Origin of the sequence: Anaerococcus sp. HMSC068A02 (assembly GCF_001811125.1) — a bacterium.
Classification (GTDB): Bacteria; Bacillota; Clostridia; order Tissierellales; family Peptoniphilaceae; genus Anaerococcus; species Anaerococcus vaginalis_C.
Genome location: NZ_KV803726.1, coordinates 1 through 20795, shown reverse-complemented (window position 1 = coordinate 20795; position 20795 = coordinate 1). Strand labels below are relative to the sequence as shown.

Below are 20795 nucleotides of genomic sequence, written 5' to 3'. Positions count from 1 at the left end.
AAAATCTAGGAATGCTTTTTTATTTAAATTTTTAAAATTTTTCAAAATTATTTTCTATTAATTTTTCTATAGCTTCTCCAACTCCTGCCTTATTATTTGATAAAGTTATATAGTCTGCGTGAGGTTTTAGATAATCGTTGGCGTTTTCCATTGCAACGGAAAATCCTGCCATATCTAGCATTGGAATATCATTCATTTCATTTCCTATTGCCATAATTTCATCAATTTTGAAACTAAGTTTTTCGCTCATTAATTTTATGGCATTTCCTTTGTTTGCGTTTTTGTTCATAACTTCAATTAAAACTGGAGCAGTTTTTGCATAGTAATAATTTTCGTTTACAAAACTTGGCATATTGTCCATTACTTTTTCAATATTCCAAGGCCAACCCATAACTAAAAACCTACCAAAATTTTTATCTTCATCAAAATCTGTATAAGATATTTTTTGTAATTTTAATTTTGTAATAAAAGAATCAAATCTTGTCAAAATATTTGGATTTTTATGTCTTGTATAAAAACTATCATCATCCATGGCTGAAACTTGAACTTTAAAATTTTTCAAAGATTTATCAAGTGCGATTAAATCTTTTGGTTTTTGGAAAACTCCAGTGATGACTTCCTTAGTGTAGTTGTCAAAAATATAGGATCCGTTTTGGGAAATTGAAAAATGACCTTCATGTTCTAGGTCGAGTTCTTTGACATAAGGAAGAATTCCAGAAAATGGTCTGCCACTTACCAGAGCTATATGTGCTCCTAATTTTTTTGCTTTTAATATCATTTCTTTATTTTTTTTTGGAAGACGTCTTGTATTTGTAAGCAAGGTTCCGTCTATATCAATTGTTATTAGCTTAATCATATTTTGATTATATCATATTTTTTTGAAATTTCTTATTTTTATTAAGTCTTTTTTTATGCTATAATTACAAGATGAGAAGGAGATATTATGAAGTTTAAAAGATTTTTAATAACGATTATGGTGGCATTATTTGTATTTTTTTCTTCAAATGCCTATTTAAATAAATTACAGGATAAAAAAAATATAAATAATTATGGGGCTGAGGCTGCTGAAAATAATAAGGAAAAAAAGGTTGATAACGAAATTCTTGTGCTTTTGGTTGGAGTTGATGCAAGTCAAAATAAAGAAAATCCTGAGCCTACAAGGACAGATACAATTATGCTTTGTAAAATAAATTCTGAAACGGGAAAAGTTGATATTTTATCAATTCCTAGAGATTCTAGAGTAAAGGTTAGGGATGAATTTACAAAAGTAAATCACGCTCATGCTTATGGTGGAATTGAACTTACGTTAAAAACTTTAAGAGATTTTTTGGGCCTTGATATTGACTATTATGCAGAAGTAAATTTTGAGGCTGTTGTAAATATAGTTGATGAAATTGGAGGAGTAAATTACAAAGTTCCTGAAGGAGTAAGACTTGATGAAGGAAATACACATATAAGACCGGGAATGAATAAAATGAACGGACAAGATGTATTGACTTACTTGAGAGCTAGAAAAATTTACCAAAATGCTGATCTTGGTAGAGTTAATGCTCAACAAGAATTTATGAAAGGAATCATAAATGAATTGGTAAAAAAATCAAAAACAATAAATATGACTTCCTTGGTTGAATCATATTTTAAAGATGTAAAAACGAATTTACCTTTGGGAACTATGATAGATTTTGCTAGCAAAATGTCTAATTTTTCTTCAGAAAAATGTAAAACTTACACTGTTCCAGGAAATCCACAATATATTGATGGAGTAAGCTATTATATTCCTAATTACGAAGAAACTTGGAAGATAATTGATAAAGTATTTTCAAAATATAAATTAAAATCTTGGAAAAAAGAAGATAGTTCTTATTGGGAATATCAAAACTATACTTACACTAACGATAATGAAAATTCAAATGAAGATTATCAAAATTCAAATAGTAATGAAGAAGACGAAGAATATTTGGATGAGGATTATGAAGATTTGAACCAAGAAGACGAAGAAAATACAGAAGATGAAAATTATTTCGATGAAGATGTGAATAACCTTAATGAAGATAATTAACAGGTGGGAAAATGGACGAGAAAAGAAGAGAAAGAAAAGACGAACATATTGAAAATTATCTTAGAAGTGAATTTAAGTCAAAAACTTTATTAAACAACGTTTATGTGGAACATAATGCTCTAAGCAATGTAAATTTTGATGAAATTGATACATCAATAGAATTTATGGGAAATAAAATTTCTATGCCTGTGATGGTAAATGCAATGACAGGTGGAACGGAAATAAGTGAAGATATAAACGAAGATTTATCAAATATTTGTAGAGAATTAAATATACCGATGGCTGTGGGAAGCGAATCCATAGCCATAAAAGATAAGGATTCAAGAGAGTCTTTTTCCCTATTAAAAGATAAAAATGTAATAAAAATTGGAAATCTCGGTTGGGAAAATAAAATCGAAAATTTTGAATTTGCAAAAGATTTAATAGGAGCATCTGCTATGCAAGCTCACTTAAATATTGCCCAAGAGCTAGTAATGGATGAAGGTGAAAGAGATTTTTCTAAAAATTTTGAAAATTTGGCAAATATTAGCAAAAATATTTCAGTGCCTTTGATTGTAAAAGAAGTTGGCTTTGGCATTAGCAAAGAAGTAGGACAAAAACTTTTAGATATTGGCGTAAAATATATTGACGTTGCAGGAAAAGGTGGCACAAATTTTATAGAAATCGAAGATATGAGAATATTTGACAAGGATTATTCAGAATTTTATTCATGGGGAATACCTACGGCAAAATCAATTCTTGATGTAAGAAGTTTGTCTGATGATTTTTTCTTAATAGCAAGCGGTGGAATAAGAAATTCGAGTGATGTTTGCAAATCTCTAATAATTGGTGCAGATATGTGTGCAATTTCTGGAGAAGTTTTGTCATTTCTACTCAGAGGCGATTACGATTATGCAATCAAATATCTGAAAGAATTAAATACAAAAATAAAAATATTTATGGCTCTAGTAGGAGTGAAAAATATAGAAGAATTAAAAAAAGTTCCATATAAATTAACAGGAAGATTAAAAGAATTAGTAGATGAAAATTAATTTTAAAAAATTTAATAAATTAGTATAAAGGAGAAAATTATTTCTCCTTTTTTATTTTTAATTTGGGTATAAAAATAATGTAATATTTATTATAGAAAGGAGAAGTATGTTAGGGGATATTTTATTGGCTCTGTCATTTACGCTTGCATTTATATGTATAGTTGCTATAATTTTTACTGATAAAAAAATTTTATTTACCCTTATAGCAATAGCTTTATTTATATATTTTTACAAGTCAAATATTGACAGGGGCGAAGCAGATATGATGACAATAATAGCTTTTATATCGGGCATTTTGTTACTTGCTATTGAGCTATTTGTACCTGGTTTTGGTATTATGGGAATTTCGGGTATTATTTTAACGACATATTCGCTAATGGATAGTTTTGATAATTCCCTATTTGGAATTTTGATTTTACTAATTACAGCGGCATCAATTTTTTTGAGTGTAACAATTTTTGTAAGATTAGGATTTTCAGCAAATTTATTTGACAAGGCTGTTCTAGTTAATACTCAAACTAAGGAAAGAGGATATAATTCCAAAAAAGATTATACATATCTTTTAGGAAAAAAAGGAAAAACGATAAGTATTTTAAGACCTACAGGAAGAATTACAATTGATGGAAAAATTTATGATGGAAAAACTTATGGAGATTTCATCAAAAAAGATGTAGGAATAGAAGTTGTAGAAATAAAAGATGGACATATTTATGTTAAGGAGGATATATAATGCCGATAATAATACCAGCTTTAGTAGTAATTTTTTTAATAGTATTTTTGACACTTGTGCCAATTGGTTTGTGGATTACAGCAAGATCATCTGGAGTGCCAGTTTCAATGGGTTCGCTTGTTGCAATGAGATTTAGAAGAATTAATCCAAGTCATATAGTTTATGCTTTGATTAAATCTCATCAAGCAGGAATTCAAATTTCAAGTTCTGATTTGGAAAGTCATTTTCTATCAGGAGGAGATGTAAACCAAGTTGTAGATGCCTTGATTGCAGCAGAAAGAGCAAATATAGATTTAAATTTTCAACAAGCAGCAGCAATGAATCTTGCAGGAAGAAATGTTTTTGAAGCCGTTCAAGTTTCTGTAAATCCAAAAGTAATAAATACACCAACCATAGCAGCCGTTGCAAAAAACGGAATTGAAGTTAAAGTTATTGCAAAAGTTACAGTAAGAGCAAATATTGAAAGACTTGTAGGAGGAGCTGGCGAAGAAACAATTATCGCAAGAGTAGGCGAAGGAATTGTAACAACAGTTGGTTCATCAGACACACACGCAGAAGTTTTAGAAAATCCAGATAACATTTCACAAACAGTTTTAATGAAAGGACTTGATAGTGGTACAGCTTTTGAAATTCTTTCAATAGATATTGCAGATGTAGATATAGGACGTAATGTTGGAGCAGAATTACAAAGAGATCAAGCAGAAGCAGATAAAAATATTGCCCAAGCGAAAGCCGAAGAAAGACGTGCCCAAGCTATAGCGCTTGAACAAGAAAACAGAGCGAAAGTAGTAGAAGCCCAATCAAAAGTTCCGCTAGCAATTGCAAGAGCATTAGAAAGCGGAAACCTTGGAGTTTTAGATTATTATAATATGAAAAATATAAACGCTGATACTCAAATGAGAAATAAAATATCAGAAACTGATAGCAGAGATGAAATTTAATGGCAAAAGATAATTTAAAAACCAAGTTTTATAAATTTATTTATCTACTTGACAAAGAAAATAATAAAGAAGAAGGAAAAGATACACCAGATTTTGATACTTGGTTAAAAGAATTAAAAAAAGAAGAAAATAATAATCTAAAAAAACAAAAAAAATTAAAAAAGAAGATGACATTTGGACAAGCCATGTCATCACTTGCAAAAGATACAAAAAATAAATCCAATAACAAAAAAACATACACAAATGATTACCAAAGATTTGAAAGAAGAAATCCACAAGCTTACAATGAAAAAAAAGTAAGTGCAAAAAAATCATATAAAAAAATCGAACAAATTTCAAAAAATCAAATCAAAGATTATTGGAAAGAAAATGAAAAAATAAAATTAGAAAAAAATGAATTAAAAAAGGCAATTATCTATTCAGAAATAATAGGAAAGCCAAAAGCAAAAAGATGAGTTTCTCATCTTTTTTCTTTTGCAACTAAGATGGTATAATAAACTAAAGGAGTGATTAAAATTAAGGAGATTATAGAAATAAATAATACCGAAATAATTATGGGTTTATTCGGTAATTTTGATAAAAATAGAAAATATATTGAAAACAGATTTGATGTAAAAATTAAAACTGAAAATGGAAATATAAGTTTAAATGGAGAAGAGGTTAATTTAAATCTTGTAAAAAAACTTATTGAAGAAATTATTCAAGTAATAAAAAAAGAAGGAAATATTGACTATCAAAAATTAAAATATTTTTCTGATATGCTTGTTCGTGAAAATAAGGAAGTTATAAAATCTTATCTTGATAAAGTTATTGTTACAACAGCAAATGGAAAACCAATTAAGCCAAAAACTTTGGGCCAAAAATCTTATGTTAATATGATTGAAAATAATGATGTGGTTTTTGGAATTGGACCTGCAGGAACTGGAAAAACTTATTTGGCTGTTGCAATGGCGATAAGAGCTTTTAAAAATAATGAGGTAAATAGAATTATTCTTACAAGACCTGCCGTTGAAGCGGGAGAGAGTTTGGGATTTTTGCCAGGAGATTTGCAAGATAAAGTTGATCCATATTTAAGACCTCTTTATGATGCACTTTTTGAAATTTTTGGTTTTGAAACTTATCAAAATTTGGTTGAAAAAGGCGTAATCGAAGTTGCACCTCTTGCTTACATGAGGGGAAGAACTCTTGATAATTCTTTTGTAATTTTGGATGAAGCGCAAAATACAACTTTTGAGCAAATGAAGATGTTTTTAACAAGACTTGGCTATGGCTCAAAAGCTATTATAACTGGAGATATAACTCAAATCGACCTTCCTCGTGGAAAAAATTCTGGTTTGAAATCTGCCTCAAGAATTCTTAGAAATGTTAGAGGAATAGAATTTATGGAATTTACTTCAATCGATGTAGTAAGACATCCTTTAGTTCAAAGAATAATTGAAGCTTATGATAAGGCAGATAAGGAAAAAGAAAAAAATGAATTTAATAATAAATAATGAAACAAAAGAAGAAGTAAACATTGAAAAATATCTTGAAAAAGTTATTAGAGAAGTTTTAAAGCTTGAAGATATTGATGAGAAAAAATGTGAAATATCTCTTTCTTTTGTTGATGAGGAAAAAATAAGACAATTAAATAAAGATTTTAGGTCAATTGACAGGGTAACTGATGTCCTATCTTTTCCAATTGAAGATTTTTTTAATGAAGATAGGGAAAATATATTGGAAAAACCCTATCTTATGCTTGGCGATGTTGTGATTTGTTTTGATGTTGCAAGAAAGCAAGCAGATGATTTGGGACATTCTTTTGAAAGAGAAGTAATGTATTTAACTTGCCATTCAATTTTACATCTATTGGGTTATGACCATATAGAAGATGATGATAAAAAAATTATGAGAGCTAAGGAAAAAGAAGTTATGAAAAATCTTGGAGTATTCAAATGAAAGATGAAAAACAATTAATTGAAGAAATAAAAGACCAAGTAAAAAAAGAATTAAAAGAAGAAAAGAAAAAAGAAGATGAGGCTGAAAAATATATTCCAAAAGCAAAAAGTCCAGGAGAAAAATTTGTAAAAGGATTTGATTATGCCTTTGAGGGCTTGGTTTTTGCTATAAATAATGAAAAAAATATGAAATTTCATGTCTTAACATCTATTCTTGTTTTATTTATTTCTTTGTTCTTAAATGTTTCAAGAGTAGAGATGATGTTTTTGGTTTTCTCAATTGCCTTTGTAATTTCTTGTGAGCTTTTAAATACTTCGCTTGAACAAGCAGTAAATCTTGGGGGTGGAGGAAAAAAATCAAAAGAAGCAAAAGCCAGCAAGGATTTGTCAGCAGCAGCAACTTTTGTGTCAGCTATGAACACACTTTTTATTGCTTATTTGGTATTTTTTGATAAGGTTGCAAATTTTTCATCATCAGTTGTGCTAAGAATTTCAAGAAGACCATCCCATCTTGCCCTTATAACTGTATCAATTGTAATAATTTCTACCATATTTTTTAAAGGAATTTTTTACAAGGGCCATGGAACAGCTTTTCATGGTGGATTTGTTTCAGGACACACATCAATTGCCTTTTGCCTTGCTACAATTGGCTCAATGAGAATTGATGAAGGATTTTTGATTTTTGTATTTTATGGTCTTGCAATTATAGTTGCAGAAAGTCGTTTTGAGGCAAATATCCATTCTCTTCCAGAAATTATAAGAGGAGCGATTTTGGGAACGGCGACAGCTTTATTAATATTTGGAGTATTTTCATGAAAAAAGATTTAAAAGAATTAATACAAATTGCTATAGAAAATAAAAAAAATTCTTATTCGCCTTATTCAAAATTTAGGGTATCAAGCCTAGTTTTGACAAAAAAAGGAAATATTTACAAGGGAGTAAATATAGAAAATGCAGCTTATTCAGTGACAATTTGTGCGGAAAGATCTGCACTTGCAGGAGCAATAAGCGCAGGCGATAGAGAAATTGATACAATAATTATTACAGGAGATAGTAATATGACTTATCCTTGTGGAGTTTGCAGGCAATTTATGGCAGAGTTTTTAGATTCTGATTCAAAAATTGTAATAGCAAATTCAACCAATGATTATAAGATATATGGACTTGATGATATTCTTCCATATAACTTTTCAAAAAAAGATTTGGAGGAAAAATGAAATCAGGTTTTGTATCGGTAGTGGGAAGGGCAAATGTAGGAAAATCTACTTTGATGGAAAAAATATTGGGAGAAAAAATCTCAATAATTTCAAATAAACCCCAAACTACTAGAGATGAAATAAAAATAATATATAATGACGAAAATTCACAAATAATTTTTCTAGATACACCAGGCATTCAAACGCCAAGAAATAAACTTCAAGAACATTTGCTAGAAGTTTCAGAAGATAGCCTAAAAGATTCTGATATAGTGACTTTTATTGTTGACAATTCTCTAACAATTGGAAGACTTGATAAGATGATTTTGGAAATTTTAGAAAAAGTAAATGCTCCAAAAATTCTTCTTATAAATAAATGCGATCTTTTAGAAGAAGGAGAAATTGAACAAATTAAAAGAACTTACATAGGCTTAAATACTTTTTATTATATAATTCCAATTTCAGCTTTAAACGATGAAAATATTGGAAAATATATAGAAACAGTAAAAGAAATATTGCCAGAAGGGCCTCTTTATTATCCATCAGATATGATAACTGACAAAAACGAAAGATTTATTGTGTCAGAAATTATCAGGGAAAAAGCTTTGAAAAATTTATCAAATGAAATCCCTCACGGAATTTTTGTAAGAATTGACCAATTCAAAAAAAGAGAAGATAAAAATTTATATGATATATATGCAAGTCTTATTTTGGAAAGACCAAGTCACAAGGAAATAGTAATAGGAAAAAATGGTAGTAAAATTAAAAAAATCGGCATGGAAGCAAGATGCGAAATTGAAGTTTTTATGGATAGCAAAATTAATTTGAAATTGTGGGTTAAGGTCGAAAAAGATTGGCGTAAAAAACAAAAATTGGTGGATAGGTTTGGTTACAAGTGATAATTCAAATGTAGAAGGTTTCGTATTGAGGGAATTTTCCTACAGAGAATCAAGCAAAATCATAGAAATTTTTTCAAAAGATATGGGAAAAATTTCTATAATTGCCAAGGGAGTTTTAAATAAAAAAAATTCAAATCTTTCTTCAACTCAAAGATTTGTCAAAGCCTCATACAATCTTTATAAGTCTGGAGAAAAATTTTTTGGAATAAGAGATGCGTCATTATTAAAATCTTATTCGAAATCAAATAAAAATTTTGATATAATAATATACAAATCGGCAATTTGTGATTTGTTATTAAAAACAATTGATTATGACCAAAAAGACTTAGTTTACAATTTGTTGGACAAGACTTTTGACAGTTTTGAAAAAGCAAGTGAAAATTATTTAAATATTTTTCTTTGCTTTTTATTAAAGTACATATCTTTTTCAGGTTTTAAACCAAATTTAAAAGAATGTTCCTTGTGTGGATCAAAAATTAATCCTAGTGATGCTTATTTTTCTATAAAAGATGGGGGCATAGTTTGTTCATCTTGCAAGAAAATAAAAAAGGATATAGTATATCTTACAAGAGAAGAATATTTGTATATTTTAAAATTAATCTACACGCCAACTGATGAGGTTTCAAAGATTAATTTAAATATTGAAAAGGAAAAAATTATAAATTTGATAGTAAGCTATGTATTGAAATGTTTGGAAATTAGAAAATTTAGCTCACTTGATTGGGTAATGAAATTAGTCAAATAATAGGAGAAAAAATGTATTTTGAAGATTTAATGCTAAAATTAATAAAATATTGGGAAGAACAAGGTGCATCAATCATGCTTCCTTATGATTTGGAAAAAGGTGCAGGAACAATGAATCCTCATACTTTTTTGAGATCTTTGGGAAAAGAACCTTGGAAAGTTGTTTATGTAGAACCATCAAGAAGACCAGCTGATGGTAGGTATGGAGAAAATCCAAATAGATTATACCAACATCATCAACTACAAGTTTTACTTAAACCAACTCCAGAAAATATTCAAGATTTATATTTAAAAAGTCTTGAGGTAATTGGAATTAATCCAAAAGAACACGACATAAGATTTGTAGAAGACAATTGGCAATCACCAACTCTTGGAGCTTGGGGACTTGGCTGGGAAGTTTGGCTTGATGGAATGGAAATAACTCAATTTACTTATTTTCAACAAGTAGGCGGAATAAACTGCGAGCTTGAAAGTGGAGAAATAACCATGGGCCTTGAAAGAGTTTGTATGTATTTACAAAATGTAGATAATGTTTTTGATATTAAGTGGTCAAAAGATTTAAAATATTCAGATGTTTTCCAATTGCCAGAATATGAAAATTCAAAATATTCATTCGAAGATGCTGATAGCGAAGTTTTGGAAAAATTATTTGAAATTTATGAATCAGAAGCAAACAGATTAATTGATAAAGGTCTTGTGTATCCAGCTTATGATAATGTATTAAAATCATCCCACACTTTTAATACTTTGGATGCAATGGGTGCAATTTCTGCATCAGAAAGAAGTCACTATATTAAAAGAGTAAGAGATATTTCTAGTAAGGTTGCAAAATCATATATTGAAAAAAGAGAAGAACTAGGATATCCACTTTTAAGAAAGGATAAGTAATGAGCAAATATTTATTAGAAATAGGAGTTGAAGAATTTCCTTCAGCTTATATAAATTCAACAAAAAAACAACTTGAAGAAAAATTCAAAAAATTAATTGAAGAAAATAAATTAAGCGTAGAAGAAATAAAAGTAGAATCCACTCCAAGAAGATTTGCAATTTTACTTGATGGACTTGAAGAAAATAAATCAGACGAACTTATTAGTGTAAAGGGACCTTCCAAAAAAATTGCCTATGATAATGAAGGTAATCCATCAAAAGCACTTTTGGGATTTTTGAGAGGACAAAAAGCAGAAGTTTCTGATGTAATTATTAAAGATTTTAAGGGCGAAGAATATATTTATGTAGAAAAAAAAGAAGAAAGTCCTTCAATAAAAGAAGTTTTACAAAAAAATGTATATGAGCTTGTGAAATCATTAAACTTCCCAAGATCTATGAGGTGGGGAGGAAGATCAATTAGATTTGCAAGACCAATCAGATATTTTCTATCCTTATTAGATGATGAAATTTTGGAATTTGATGCTGAAGGAATTAAAGTATCAAATACAACAAAAGGTCACAGAGTTTTAGGAAAAAGTGAAATTCTTGTAGAAAAAATTGAAAATTATATAGAGTTACTTAGAGAAAATTATGTAATTCTTTCCTATAAAGAAAGAAGAGAAATAATTTTAAGAGGTTTAAATCGCTATGCCAAAGAAATTGGTGGAAAATTTTTAAAAGACGAGGACTTACTTGAAGAAGTTATAAATATTGTCGAATACCCTACAGTTTTGATGGGAGAGCTTGATCAAGAATATTTAAAATTACCAAAAGAAGTAATTGTAACACCAATGAAAGATCATCAAAGATATTTTCCAATTGTAGATGATAATGAAAAATTAATGCCATATTTCTTGCTTGTAAGAAATGGGGATGATTTTGCAAAAGAAAATGTAATAAATGGAAACAAAAAAGTTCTTACTGCAAGGCTTGAAGATGCAAAATTTTTCTATGATATAGATAATAATAAAAAATTAGAAGATTATGTGGAAGAACTTAATAGATTGACATTTTTTGAAGGACTTGGTTCAGTTTATCAAAAAACTGAAAGACTTATTTCGCTTTCAAAAAATTATCTTGATGAATTTAAGCTTGGAGAAGATGTTTCAGATAATTTATTAAGAGCAGCCTATCTTTCAAAGGCAGATCTTGTAACAAAAATGGTTATAGAATTTACAGAACTTCAAGGAACAATGGGAAGAATTTATGCGACAAATTCAGGCGAAAACAGCCAAGTTGCAAATGCAATTGAAGAAGCCTATAAGCCTAGAAGCTCAGAAGATTCACTTCCAAAATCAGTTGCAGGAATTGTTTTATCAATCGCTGATAAAATTGATACAATAGCTGGACTTTATATAATTGAAAATTATGTAACAGGAAGCCAAGATCCTTTTGGACTTAGAAGATCAGCAATTGGAGTTATAAATATAATTGCAGATAATAAAATTGATGTTGATTTGAAGGATTTAATCAAAGATGCCCTTTTTGTTTATACAGAGAAAAATGAAATTTCTTTTGATTATGATAAAACTTTAGAAAAAATAGTAGAATTTTTCATCGATAGACTTAAAAATATGCTCATAGACAAGGGCTTCCGATATGATTTTGTAAATGCAGTTCTTGCTACTGGAGAAACAAATATTTTATCAGTTATAGAAAAAGTAAAATCTGTTGAAGAATTTGTAGAAAAAGAAAATAGCGAAGAAATTCTAAATTATTTTACAAGAATCAATAATTTTACCAAGGATTTTGAAAATACAGAAGTTAATGTAGAAATGCTTGACCAAGGTTTAGAAAAACAATACTACGACCTTATAGAAAATTTGGATTGCGAAAAATATTTAAGCCAAAAATTATATACAAAAGCCCTAGAAGAAATTGCATCTACTATGGACCTTGGCAACGAATATTTGGATAATACAATGATAATGGTTGAAGATGAGCAGTTGAAAAATAATAGGTTGGCATTATTAAATAAACTAGCAACTAATATTTCTAGAATATTTAATATAAAAGATTTAGTTAAATAGGTGATAGTATGGATTGCGATGTATTGAATGTTTATATAATCAGTGATTCCACTGGAGCAACAGCAGAAACATTTGTAAAATCAGTAATAACTCATTTTCCAAATGTAAATTTTGAAGTTAATAGAAAATTTAATATTGATAGTGAAAATAAAATTAACAAAATTGTTGAAAAAATTCCTGAAGATTCAATAATAATCCAAACTATAGCTGAGAAAAAACTTGAAGAATATTTGAAACAAAAAGCTTATGAAGAAAATATAAAAGTTATAGATATATTAGGGCCTGCTCTTTCACTTTTTGAAGAAGTTACAGGGCAAAAAGCTCTAAGAGAGAAAAAACTCACAAGAAAATTATCTGATGATTATTTTTCAATGATAGAGTCCATAGAATTTGCCGTAAAATATGACGATGGCAAAGATCCAAGAGGAATAAAAGAGGCAGATATTTTACTACTTGGAGTTTCAAGAACATCAAAAACACCTGTGACTATGCTTCTTGCAACAAAAGATTATAAAGTTTTTAATCTTCCTTTGGTTCCAGAAATAAGACTTCCAGAAGAAGTTTTCGAAATTGATCCAAAAAGAATCATAGGTCTTACTATTGATCCTGATAAATTATCAAAAATTAGAGAAGATAGGTCAAAAGGCCTTGGCTTAAAATCAAAAAGTGAATATTTTGATAAGGAAAGAATTAATAGAGAATTAAAATACGCAAAGGGAGTTTTTGAAGATTTGGATTGTAAAGTTTTTGATGTAACATTAAATACAATAGAACAAACAGCCACAGACGTTCTAGAATATTACAAAAAGAATTTTTCTTAAAAAATATGCTGCTTTTGCAGCTTATTTTTTATGTGGAGGAGGCTTATGGAAAATACAAAACTTATTTTATCAAGACGACTTATTATTAGAAAATTTGAAAAGGAAGATTTAAAAAAAAATCTAGAATTTATAAAAGATTCAAAATTTTTTTATTTCACAAATTTAGAAACAAAAGAAGAAGTAATCGAAAAAGTCTCAAAATTTTATAAAGAAAAAGAAGACTATAATTTTTGGCATATAGTAAAAAAAGGAACAAACGATTCAATAGGAGTTATAAAAGCCTTCGAAAAAAATGATGGAGTGGGACTTTTTATAATTATAAATAAATCACTAAGAAACAGAGGATATGCAAGAGAAGCCCTTGAGGCAGTCATAGATTATTTCTTTACCCTTGGCGAGAAAAAAGAAATATATTTAAAAGCAGAAAAAAATAATGGAGCTTTTAAATCTATTATAGAAAATTTACACTTTAAAAAGTATGATGAAGATATAAAGTATAGCTACTACAAGATGGATAATCTTGATTATATGAAATATTTTGCAATATTTGGAGAAATATAGGAGGGATAGATGGAAAAAAAATCCGAAATTATGGTATTGGACTTTGGTGGCCAATATAACCAACTTATTGTAAGAAGAATAAGAGAAATGGGAGTTTATGCATCACTTCACGATTGTGATGTTGACTTAAAAACTCTCGATCTTGAAAATTTGGACGGAATAATTTTGACAGGTGGCCCACAATCAATTCACAGTGACGATAGTCTAAAATTAAATCCAGAAATTTTAAATTTAAACGTACCAGTTCTTGGGATTTGCTATGGTATGCAAGCTTTAGCTTTTCATTTTGATGGAGAAATAAGTGAAGCAGAAAAAGGAGAATACGGAAAAACTCCTTTATTTGTTGACCAAAGATCAAAATTATATGAAAATGTAGCACAAGAATCAATAATTTGGATGAATCACAGAGATCAAGTAACAAAAATTGCAGATGGATTCAAAAAAACTGCTTGGACATTGAACTGCCCAATAGCAGGATTCGAAAACGAAGAAAAAAATATCTACGCCGTACAATTTCATCCAGAAGTTGCCCATTCCGAATACGGATTTCAAATATTAGAAAATTTCGTTTTAAATATTTGTAAAGCAAAAAAAACTTGGATAATGAAAGATTTAGCCAAAGAAACCATAGAAAATATAAAAGAAAAATATGCTGGAGAAAAAATGATTTGTGGATTATCTGGTGGAGTAGATTCAACAATAGCTGCAACACTTGTACACAAAGCAATAGGAAATGATCTTCAATGCATATTTGTAGACCACGGTTTATTAAGAAAAGACGAAGCAAAATCCGTTATGGAACAATACAAAAAAATTGGACTAAACGTAAAAATGGTTGATGCTTCAAAAGAATTTCTTGATTTACTAAAAGGCGTAGAAGAGCCAGAAGAAAAAAGAAAAATAATAGGAAATCACTTCATAGAAGTATTCGAAAGAGAAGCCAAAAAATTTGGCGATGCAAAATATTTAGTACAAGGAACAATTTATCCAGACGTAATAGAAAGCGGAAAAGGAAAAGGTTCAGTAATAAAATCCCACCACAATGTAGGAGGCCTTCCAGAAGATATGCTCTTTGAAGGAGTAGTAGAACCACTTAGAGAACTCTTCAAAGACGAAGTAAGAGCGCTTGGAGAAAGTATAGGCGTTCCAGAAGAAATGGTATGGAGACAACCATTCCCAGGACCAGGACTTGCAATAAGAGTGTTGGGAGATATAACCGAAGAAAAATTAGAAATAGTTAGAGAAACCGACGCAATCCTAAGAGAAGAAGTAAAAAATGCAGGATTAGACAGAGATATTTGGCAATATTTCACAGTATTTACCCCACTAAGAACAGTAGGAGTAAAAGGCGACGAAAGATCTTACGACTACGTAGTAGTAGTAAGAGCAGTATCAAGTAAAGACGCAATGACAGTAGAATCATTTGATATGCCATACGAACTACAACAAACCCTATCAAACCGAATGATAAACGAAGTAAAAGGAGTAGGAAGAATAGTCTACGACATAACATCAAAACCACCAGGAACTATTGAATGGGAATAGTAGCAAAAAAAACAAAAAACCTTGTAAAATCAATTGTTACAGAAAATCAAAAACTGTAACTGGGATTAAAATGGGAACATTTGTTAAAAAGAATAAATTGAATAATAGTTCCAAGTGGTTTACATTTGGGCAAAAAAAGGCCGTAGTTAAAAGCTGCGGTCTTTTTTCGTTCAATTTATTATTCTTTTTCTCTAGAGAGAGTCAAATTAACTTATTTTCATTTAATTAAAATTTTTAAAGCTAAATGTATATTGCAATAGGTATTACCATTATAACAGGTGCACTTATTACAGTTTTAATTCCGCCTTCACCAACGAATTGAGCTAAAGATGGATCAGAAAAAAACTCTTGAAATTCTTTCATTTTATCTAATTGGAGCTTAGAAAAAACTGTATTTCTAAGTAGGCTTATCTCCCCATCATCCATACAAACTTTAATAACCTTTCCTAATATTTTATAGTTTCCATCGGTAACTTCACTCATATTATTATTTAAAAAGTAATTTTCATTTGTTGGAAGGATTATATTAATTTTATCTGCTTCACAAATTATATCTTTTTTTCCATCTGCTTGAAGCCCTTTAATTAAACCATCTATTTGGGAGTTTAGCCTTTTATCTGTCAACACATTTTCTTTTCTGTTTTTATTATTTTTAGGATTGTTATCAGTAAATAAGTTTGCTAAAGTTATAATTTCTTTGAATCCAGATAACATATCAATAACTGGATTGTTTTTCAGAGTTCCTTGAACTTCAACAAAATCTCCAATATTTAAGTTATTAATGTCACGATTAATAAACTTTGCATTCTCCAATTGTTCTTTTAGTTGCTGGAACAAAGAAACTGGAGTGTGGGTTCTTTCTTCAATAATAGTTTCACCATCATTTGACGTACCTTTATGATTTCCACGAACTCCTATATTCAAAAACGCAAATAGATTGTTAGTGCCTATATTTGATTCTATATCATTTACTTGATTTTTATTTTTTGAAGTTTGAACATTTTTAACATCTGCAAAGCCATCCTCAATTGTAGCTAACATATCAAAAACTATTTTAGTATTAAGATAGATTGGTATTGTAAGCTTATTCTTTTCTATTTTATTCACTACTTTAAATCACCTTTCCTATAAATTGTATGGTTTTCATGTTATTTATCTTATATTCTAGATTTATTATTTTTATTTTAAAAATCTTGATTTTTTAGGGTAAGATAGCTTCCAATCTTCAAATTCTTCGTCTGTTATCTCATCGTTGTAATGCTTTTTTCTCATCTCATTCCATTCTATAAGAAAATTATTGAAGTCTACATCATTTGATAAAAGTCCAGTAATTTCTCCATCATCTGCCAACGGTCTAAACTTCATGTCTTTTTCATAATCAAAAATTATATGCATTATTTCAAAAATAGAATTAGGTTCATGATTAATTAATGCTGATATATCACAATCAAGTGCTTCAGATATTTTTTGTAATTGTTCTTTACTTGGAGATCTATTTCCAAGTTCATAATTTCTTATAGCAGCATCTGTCAAACCAGACTTAATGGCAAGTTCTTTTTGAGTTAAGTTTCGCATAAGTCTTAACTTTTTTAATTTTTCTCCAGAAATCAAACTAACTCCTCCTTATTTCACAATAACTATAAATATTTTATCACAAAACGAATAAAAGCTCAACAAAACTGTTCTGTTACAAATATTTGCAAGTATCTGAATATTTTAGGAAAAAATAAATAGAAAAAACTTGACAGAACAAATATGAACTGTTATTATATATACATACCGTTCGATATTGAACGGAAATTGTAAGACATATAAATTAATGCTCGCCCTTTTGAGGATGTAGAACCTTACAAACTATAAAAGGAGGACATTATGAAAGGTATTTTTATGAATGCAAAAGATGTACAAGAATTTCTTGATGTAAGTAGGACAACGGCATATCAGATAATAAACGATATGAATCAAGATCTACTTAAATTAGGCTATCGTGTGCAAAGAGGAAAGGTAAATAGAGAATACTTTATGGAAAAGTATTGCTATAAACCAACAAATACAAAGGAGGTTTAGAGTGCCAGCATTTAGAGATGAAAGCGGGAACAAGACTTGGTTTTGTAAATTTAATTATACAAACTGGAAAGGAGAAAAATTAACTAAGAAAAAACGTGGATTTTCAACGAAAAAAGAAGCTTTAAAATGGGAACAAGAATTCTTAAATCAACATTCTGAATCAATTGAGATGAGCTTTAGGGAGTTTTTTGAACTTTATAAGAGGGATAGAAAACCAAGAATAAGAGAAAATACTTGGAGGACAAAAGAAGCAATTGTAAATCAAAAAATACTTCCCTATATTGGTGATTTAATGCTTAATGAGATTAATAACGTAACCATCATTCAATGGCAAAATGAGCTTATGAAGATTAAGGATAAGAATGGAAAAAAATACTCTCCTACTTATTTGAGAACTATTCATGCCCAGTTATCTAGTATCTTAAATCATGCTTGTAGGTACTACAATTTAAAAACTAATGTTGCTCGTGATGTTGGTTCTATGGGAGAAAAAGAAGCTGATGAAATGCTATTTTGGACTCAAGATGAATATGAAAGATTTATAGAAGCTATAAAAGATAAACCCGAATCATTCTATGCTTTTGAACTTTTATATTGGTGTGGTCTTAGAATGGGAGAATTATTAGCCTTAACAAAAGAGAAATTTGATTTTGAAAGGCATACATTAAAAATTGATGAATCTTTACAAAGGATTGATGGGAAAAATGTAATAACTGCTCCTAAGACTAAAAAAAGTATAAGGAAAATAGTTATGCCTGAATTTCTAACTGAAGAGATTAAAGAGTATATAGATAGTTTTTATAAGTTAAAACCAAAAGACTTAATATTTAATTTCTCCAAGAGTTACCTACACCATGAAATGGATAGGGGATCTAAGAAATCTCAAGTAAAAAGAATTAGAATACATGATTTAAGGCATTCTCACGTTTCTCTCTTAATTGAACTTGGATTTTCTGCAACTGCAATAGCTGATAGGGTTGGACATGAATCGATTGATATAACCTATAGATACGCTCATCTCTTCCCTAGTAAGCAAAAAGAAATGGCTTTGTCTTTAACACAAGTAAGAAATAATAAGGCAAATGACTGGAAAGATTTATTAGAAGAGGATGATAAAGATGTTTAGAAGACATTCATTAGATGAAATTTCTAAAAAAACGAGAAATAAAGACAAAAATAGAAAAAGAAATCGAATTTTAAACTTTAGAGTATCTGAAGAAGAATATGATCTAATAAACAAAAAGATTGAAATCAGTGGACTTAAAAAACAAGATTATTTTCTACAAATGCTATTAAATCACGAAGTTAAGTTAGTAAGTGATTATAGACTTTCTGATAATATAGCCAAGGAAATATTTCAACTAGCAAAAGCTATTAAAAAGTTTGGCAAACTCAATGACGATGAAACTGATATTTTAATCTATATTTTAGAAATATATGAAGAAATCAAAAAAGAAAAAAGCCCCTACTACAAAGAGTAAAGGCATGCACTCCTGTGAGAAGTGTTCTCTAGACAAGTTCATTTTACCACAGGAGTCTTATTTATACCAGACAGGAGGATAAAATGGAGAATAAATATAAAACAATAAAGAGATTAGATGGTTGTAAAAAGAAGAGGAGTAAGGCTTATGACAGATATTAAATTAAAATTCCCAGAAATAGATCAGACTTACGCCTTTTTAGACTTACAAACTACAGATAAGGGGACGGTTAGACAAATTACTGGGAATATTGTAACAGCTATTTTAAATCCCAAATATTGTCAAAATCAAAAAATAATTGAGGGACAAATATTCTTTGATAAATTTACCAATGAAATAAAATTCCAGGGGAAAATTATCGGAGAAAGAAATATAAAGGAAAATCAAATACGACTTTGGGATGATTCTTTAAACAATAGACTGGGCTTAGAGATAGAAAAACATTTTGGAATTAATTATAACGCCAATAAAATGTGGGAAGCTATTCGTTTTGTAGCTCACCAATATGAAGTGAGTCCGCCAAAGCAATATCTTCAAAATTTAAAATGGAATGGAGATAAAAATGCCATTAGAAAACTTTTACCAAAGTATTTGGGAGCAGATGATACAGAGCTTAACAATTGGATAATGCAACATATGATATTGGGCATGATAAAAAGAATTTTCAATCCAGGAGCTAAGTTTGATGAGATGATTGTTTTAGTTGGTGGACAAGGTATAGGCAAATCGACTTTTGCAAGATACTTGTCCATAACAGATGATTGGTTTTGCACAATTGAAAACATTCAAGGCAAGGATGCCGTCATGAACCTTATGGGTAAAACTGTCGTTGAAATCGAAGAATTTGTTGCTTTAATAAATGCAAAATCGGCTAATGAAGCTAAATCTTTTTTATCAAAATTAAGTGATAGGATAAGAATACCCTACGAAAAATATGCAACAGATGTGCCTAGAACTTGTATCTTCATAGGGACATTAAACGAAAGAACTTTTCTTAATGATCATACTGGAGAAAGAAGATATTTGCCTGTTGAATGTAACCCGAATCAAAGAATAAGGACTATATATCCAGATAAAAATAATAAGGAAAAACTCTCGGATAAAGAATATATATCTCTTATAAGAGAAGATTTTAATCAGGCTCTAGCCTTAGGGTATGAAATCTTTAAAAACAAGACTCACGCATGGACTATACCAAAAAATCTTTTAAAAGACTTGTATAAGGAACAAGAAAAGTTCAAATATCTAAACCCAGATGTGGAAGACATTAGATATTTCTTGGAAGAATATAAGCCAAAAAGTGCAGATCCAAATATAACTTGTTTCAAAGAACTAACCATGCAGGGGTACCAAATAAAATCAAAATCATTTTCAGAGATTATGGATAATTATTTTCAAGAATGGATCCCAGTTAGGTCATCAAAGACTAAGAGAATATCACCAAGTGGGGTCTCAATTCCAGTAAAACTATATTATGAAAAGAAAGTAGAAAACAAAACTGACTTTATAGAAGTTGACAAGAATTTATTGCCAGAAGAATGGGAAAAAGAAAATCAATTAGAAATAGATACTGCCAATCAAGTAAAGATACAAATGTAACTTTGTAACCTGTAACCCATTGTTATAAATCTTCTTAAATTAGGATTACATAAATTAACGGCTTGATAATAAGGGGTTGTTACAGACTCTTAAAACAAGCTCGCCTAATTTTGGAAGTTTTTATTTTATAAGTTACAGTTACACTTATTAATTCCTATTTGAAAAATTATGGAAAATCAAATTAATGACTTGTTATTAATAGACCAACTAAGGAAGTCAATAGTTAT

General features: G+C 29.2%; 23 protein-coding genes. 20 read left to right on the top strand and 3 right to left on the bottom strand.

Annotation, left to right across the window (positions count from 1 at the left end):
* Nucleotides 1-31 precede the first annotated feature (31 nt).
* The gene (locus tag HMPREF2782_RS02960; protein ID WP_070640758.1) at nucleotides 32-856 is read right to left on the bottom strand and encodes a Cof-type HAD-IIB family hydrolase; all 825 of its coding nucleotides are present in this window, start codon (nucleotides 854-856) and stop codon (nucleotides 32-34) included.
* An 87-nt stretch (nucleotides 857-943) separates the two neighbouring features.
* Here HMPREF2782_RS02960 and HMPREF2782_RS02955 point away from each other — a divergent pair, with 87 nt between their 5' ends.
* From HMPREF2782_RS02955 to guaA, 16 genes are all read left to right on the top strand, one after another.
* On the top strand, nucleotides 944-2059 hold the full coding sequence (locus tag HMPREF2782_RS02955; protein ID WP_070640756.1) for an LCP family protein: 1116 nt from the start codon (nucleotides 944-946) through the stop codon (nucleotides 2057-2059).
* An 11-nt stretch (nucleotides 2060-2070) separates the two neighbouring features.
* Nucleotides 2071-3090, top strand: a complete 1020-nt coding sequence (fni, locus tag HMPREF2782_RS02950; RefSeq protein WP_070640754.1) for a type 2 isopentenyl-diphosphate Delta-isomerase — start codon at nucleotides 2071-2073, stop codon at nucleotides 3088-3090.
* A gap of 106 nt (nucleotides 3091-3196) precedes the next feature.
* A complete protein-coding gene (locus HMPREF2782_RS02945) occupies nucleotides 3197-3820 on the top strand; it encodes an NfeD family protein (RefSeq protein ID WP_070640752.1) in 624 nt (207 codons plus the stop codon).
* Nucleotides 3820-4761 carry a flotillin-like protein FloA gene (gene floA / locus HMPREF2782_RS02940; RefSeq protein WP_004839280.1) on the top strand — a complete coding sequence of 314 codons (942 nt, stop codon included), beginning with the start codon at nucleotides 3820-3822 and terminating at the stop codon, nucleotides 4759-4761. Before HMPREF2782_RS02945 ends, floA begins: the two co-directional genes overlap by 1 nt.
* Complete coding sequence (locus HMPREF2782_RS02935; protein WP_070640750.1) at nucleotides 4761-5216, top strand: hypothetical protein; 456 nt, start codon at nucleotides 4761-4763, stop codon at nucleotides 5214-5216. The genes floA and HMPREF2782_RS02935 overlap by 1 nt, the downstream gene beginning before the upstream one ends.
* A gap of 99 nt (nucleotides 5217-5315) precedes the next feature.
* A complete protein-coding gene (locus tag HMPREF2782_RS02930; protein ID WP_070640748.1) occupies nucleotides 5316-6254 on the top strand; it encodes a PhoH family protein in 939 nt (312 codons plus the stop codon).
* Nucleotides 6235-6699: an rRNA maturation RNase YbeY gene (gene ybeY / locus HMPREF2782_RS02925; protein ID WP_070640746.1), complete on the top strand. Its 465-nt coding sequence runs from the start codon at nucleotides 6235-6237 to the stop codon at nucleotides 6697-6699. The genes HMPREF2782_RS02930 and ybeY overlap by 20 nt, the downstream gene beginning before the upstream one ends.
* On the top strand, nucleotides 6696-7514 hold the full coding sequence (locus HMPREF2782_RS02920; RefSeq protein ID WP_004839276.1) for a diacylglycerol kinase: 819 nt from the start codon (nucleotides 6696-6698) through the stop codon (nucleotides 7512-7514). The genes ybeY and HMPREF2782_RS02920 overlap by 4 nt, the downstream gene beginning before the upstream one ends.
* Nucleotides 7511-7915 carry a cytidine deaminase gene (gene cdd / locus HMPREF2782_RS02915; protein ID WP_070640744.1) on the top strand — a complete coding sequence of 135 codons (405 nt, stop codon included), beginning with the start codon at nucleotides 7511-7513 and terminating at the stop codon, nucleotides 7913-7915. Before HMPREF2782_RS02920 ends, cdd begins: the two co-directional genes overlap by 4 nt.
* The gene (era, locus tag HMPREF2782_RS02910) at nucleotides 7912-8793 is read left to right on the top strand and encodes a GTPase Era (RefSeq protein ID WP_070640742.1); all 882 of its coding nucleotides are present in this window, start codon (nucleotides 7912-7914) and stop codon (nucleotides 8791-8793) included. Before cdd ends, era begins: the two co-directional genes overlap by 4 nt.
* The gene (recO, locus tag HMPREF2782_RS02905) at nucleotides 8780-9538 is read left to right on the top strand and encodes a DNA repair protein RecO (protein WP_070640741.1); all 759 of its coding nucleotides are present in this window, start codon (nucleotides 8780-8782) and stop codon (nucleotides 9536-9538) included. The genes era and recO overlap by 14 nt, the downstream gene beginning before the upstream one ends.
* Nucleotides 9539-9549: 11 nt before the next feature.
* Nucleotides 9550-10425: a glycine--tRNA ligase subunit alpha gene (gene glyQ / locus HMPREF2782_RS02900; RefSeq protein ID WP_019118472.1), complete on the top strand. Its 876-nt coding sequence runs from the start codon at nucleotides 9550-9552 to the stop codon at nucleotides 10423-10425.
* Nucleotides 10425-12494, top strand: coding sequence for a glycine--tRNA ligase subunit beta (glyS, locus tag HMPREF2782_RS02895; RefSeq protein WP_070640739.1), 2070 nt, complete (start codon nucleotides 10425-10427; stop codon nucleotides 12492-12494). Before glyQ ends, glyS begins: the two co-directional genes overlap by 1 nt.
* A gap of 8 nt (nucleotides 12495-12502) precedes the next feature.
* The gene (locus HMPREF2782_RS02890; RefSeq protein ID WP_070640736.1) at nucleotides 12503-13315 is read left to right on the top strand and encodes a pyruvate, water dikinase regulatory protein; all 813 of its coding nucleotides are present in this window, start codon (nucleotides 12503-12505) and stop codon (nucleotides 13313-13315) included.
* Nucleotides 13316-13360: 45 nt separating this feature from the next.
* Nucleotides 13361-13876, top strand: coding sequence for a GNAT family N-acetyltransferase (locus tag HMPREF2782_RS02885; protein WP_070640734.1), 516 nt, complete (start codon nucleotides 13361-13363; stop codon nucleotides 13874-13876).
* A gap of 9 nt (nucleotides 13877-13885) precedes the next feature.
* Nucleotides 13886-15421, top strand: coding sequence for a glutamine-hydrolyzing GMP synthase (gene guaA / locus HMPREF2782_RS02880; RefSeq protein ID WP_070640733.1), 1536 nt, complete (start codon nucleotides 13886-13888; stop codon nucleotides 15419-15421).
* 240 nt (nucleotides 15422-15661) lie between these two features.
* On the opposite strand, the gene HMPREF2782_RS02875 is transcribed toward guaA, so the two are convergent.
* Both HMPREF2782_RS02875 and HMPREF2782_RS02870 read right to left on the bottom strand, forming a co-directional pair.
* Nucleotides 15662-16528, bottom strand: coding sequence for a DUF6414 family protein (locus HMPREF2782_RS02875; protein WP_070640731.1), 867 nt, complete (start codon nucleotides 16526-16528; stop codon nucleotides 15662-15664).
* Between the two features lie 72 nt (nucleotides 16529-16600).
* The gene (locus HMPREF2782_RS02870) at nucleotides 16601-17032 is read right to left on the bottom strand and encodes a helix-turn-helix domain-containing protein (protein ID WP_019118467.1); all 432 of its coding nucleotides are present in this window, start codon (nucleotides 17030-17032) and stop codon (nucleotides 16601-16603) included.
* A gap of 261 nt (nucleotides 17033-17293) precedes the next feature.
* Here HMPREF2782_RS02870 and HMPREF2782_RS02865 point away from each other — a divergent pair, with 261 nt between their 5' ends.
* The 4 genes from HMPREF2782_RS02865 (at nucleotide 17294) to HMPREF2782_RS02850 (ending at nucleotide 20568) form a co-directional block, all read left to right on the top strand.
* On the top strand, nucleotides 17294-17488 hold the full coding sequence (locus tag HMPREF2782_RS02865) for a hypothetical protein (protein ID WP_004835545.1): 195 nt from the start codon (nucleotides 17294-17296) through the stop codon (nucleotides 17486-17488).
* 1 nt (nucleotide 17489) lies between these two features.
* On the top strand, nucleotides 17490-18614 hold the full coding sequence (locus HMPREF2782_RS02860; protein ID WP_070640729.1) for a site-specific integrase: 1125 nt from the start codon (nucleotides 17490-17492) through the stop codon (nucleotides 18612-18614).
* Nucleotides 18607-18969 carry a plasmid mobilization protein gene (locus HMPREF2782_RS02855; protein ID WP_070640727.1) on the top strand — a complete coding sequence of 121 codons (363 nt, stop codon included), beginning with the start codon at nucleotides 18607-18609 and terminating at the stop codon, nucleotides 18967-18969. The genes HMPREF2782_RS02860 and HMPREF2782_RS02855 overlap by 8 nt, the downstream gene beginning before the upstream one ends.
* A gap of 117 nt (nucleotides 18970-19086) precedes the next feature.
* The gene (locus tag HMPREF2782_RS02850) at nucleotides 19087-20568 is read left to right on the top strand and encodes a VapE domain-containing protein (protein WP_070640725.1); all 1482 of its coding nucleotides are present in this window, start codon (nucleotides 19087-19089) and stop codon (nucleotides 20566-20568) included.
* Nucleotides 20569-20795 lie beyond the last annotated feature (227 nt).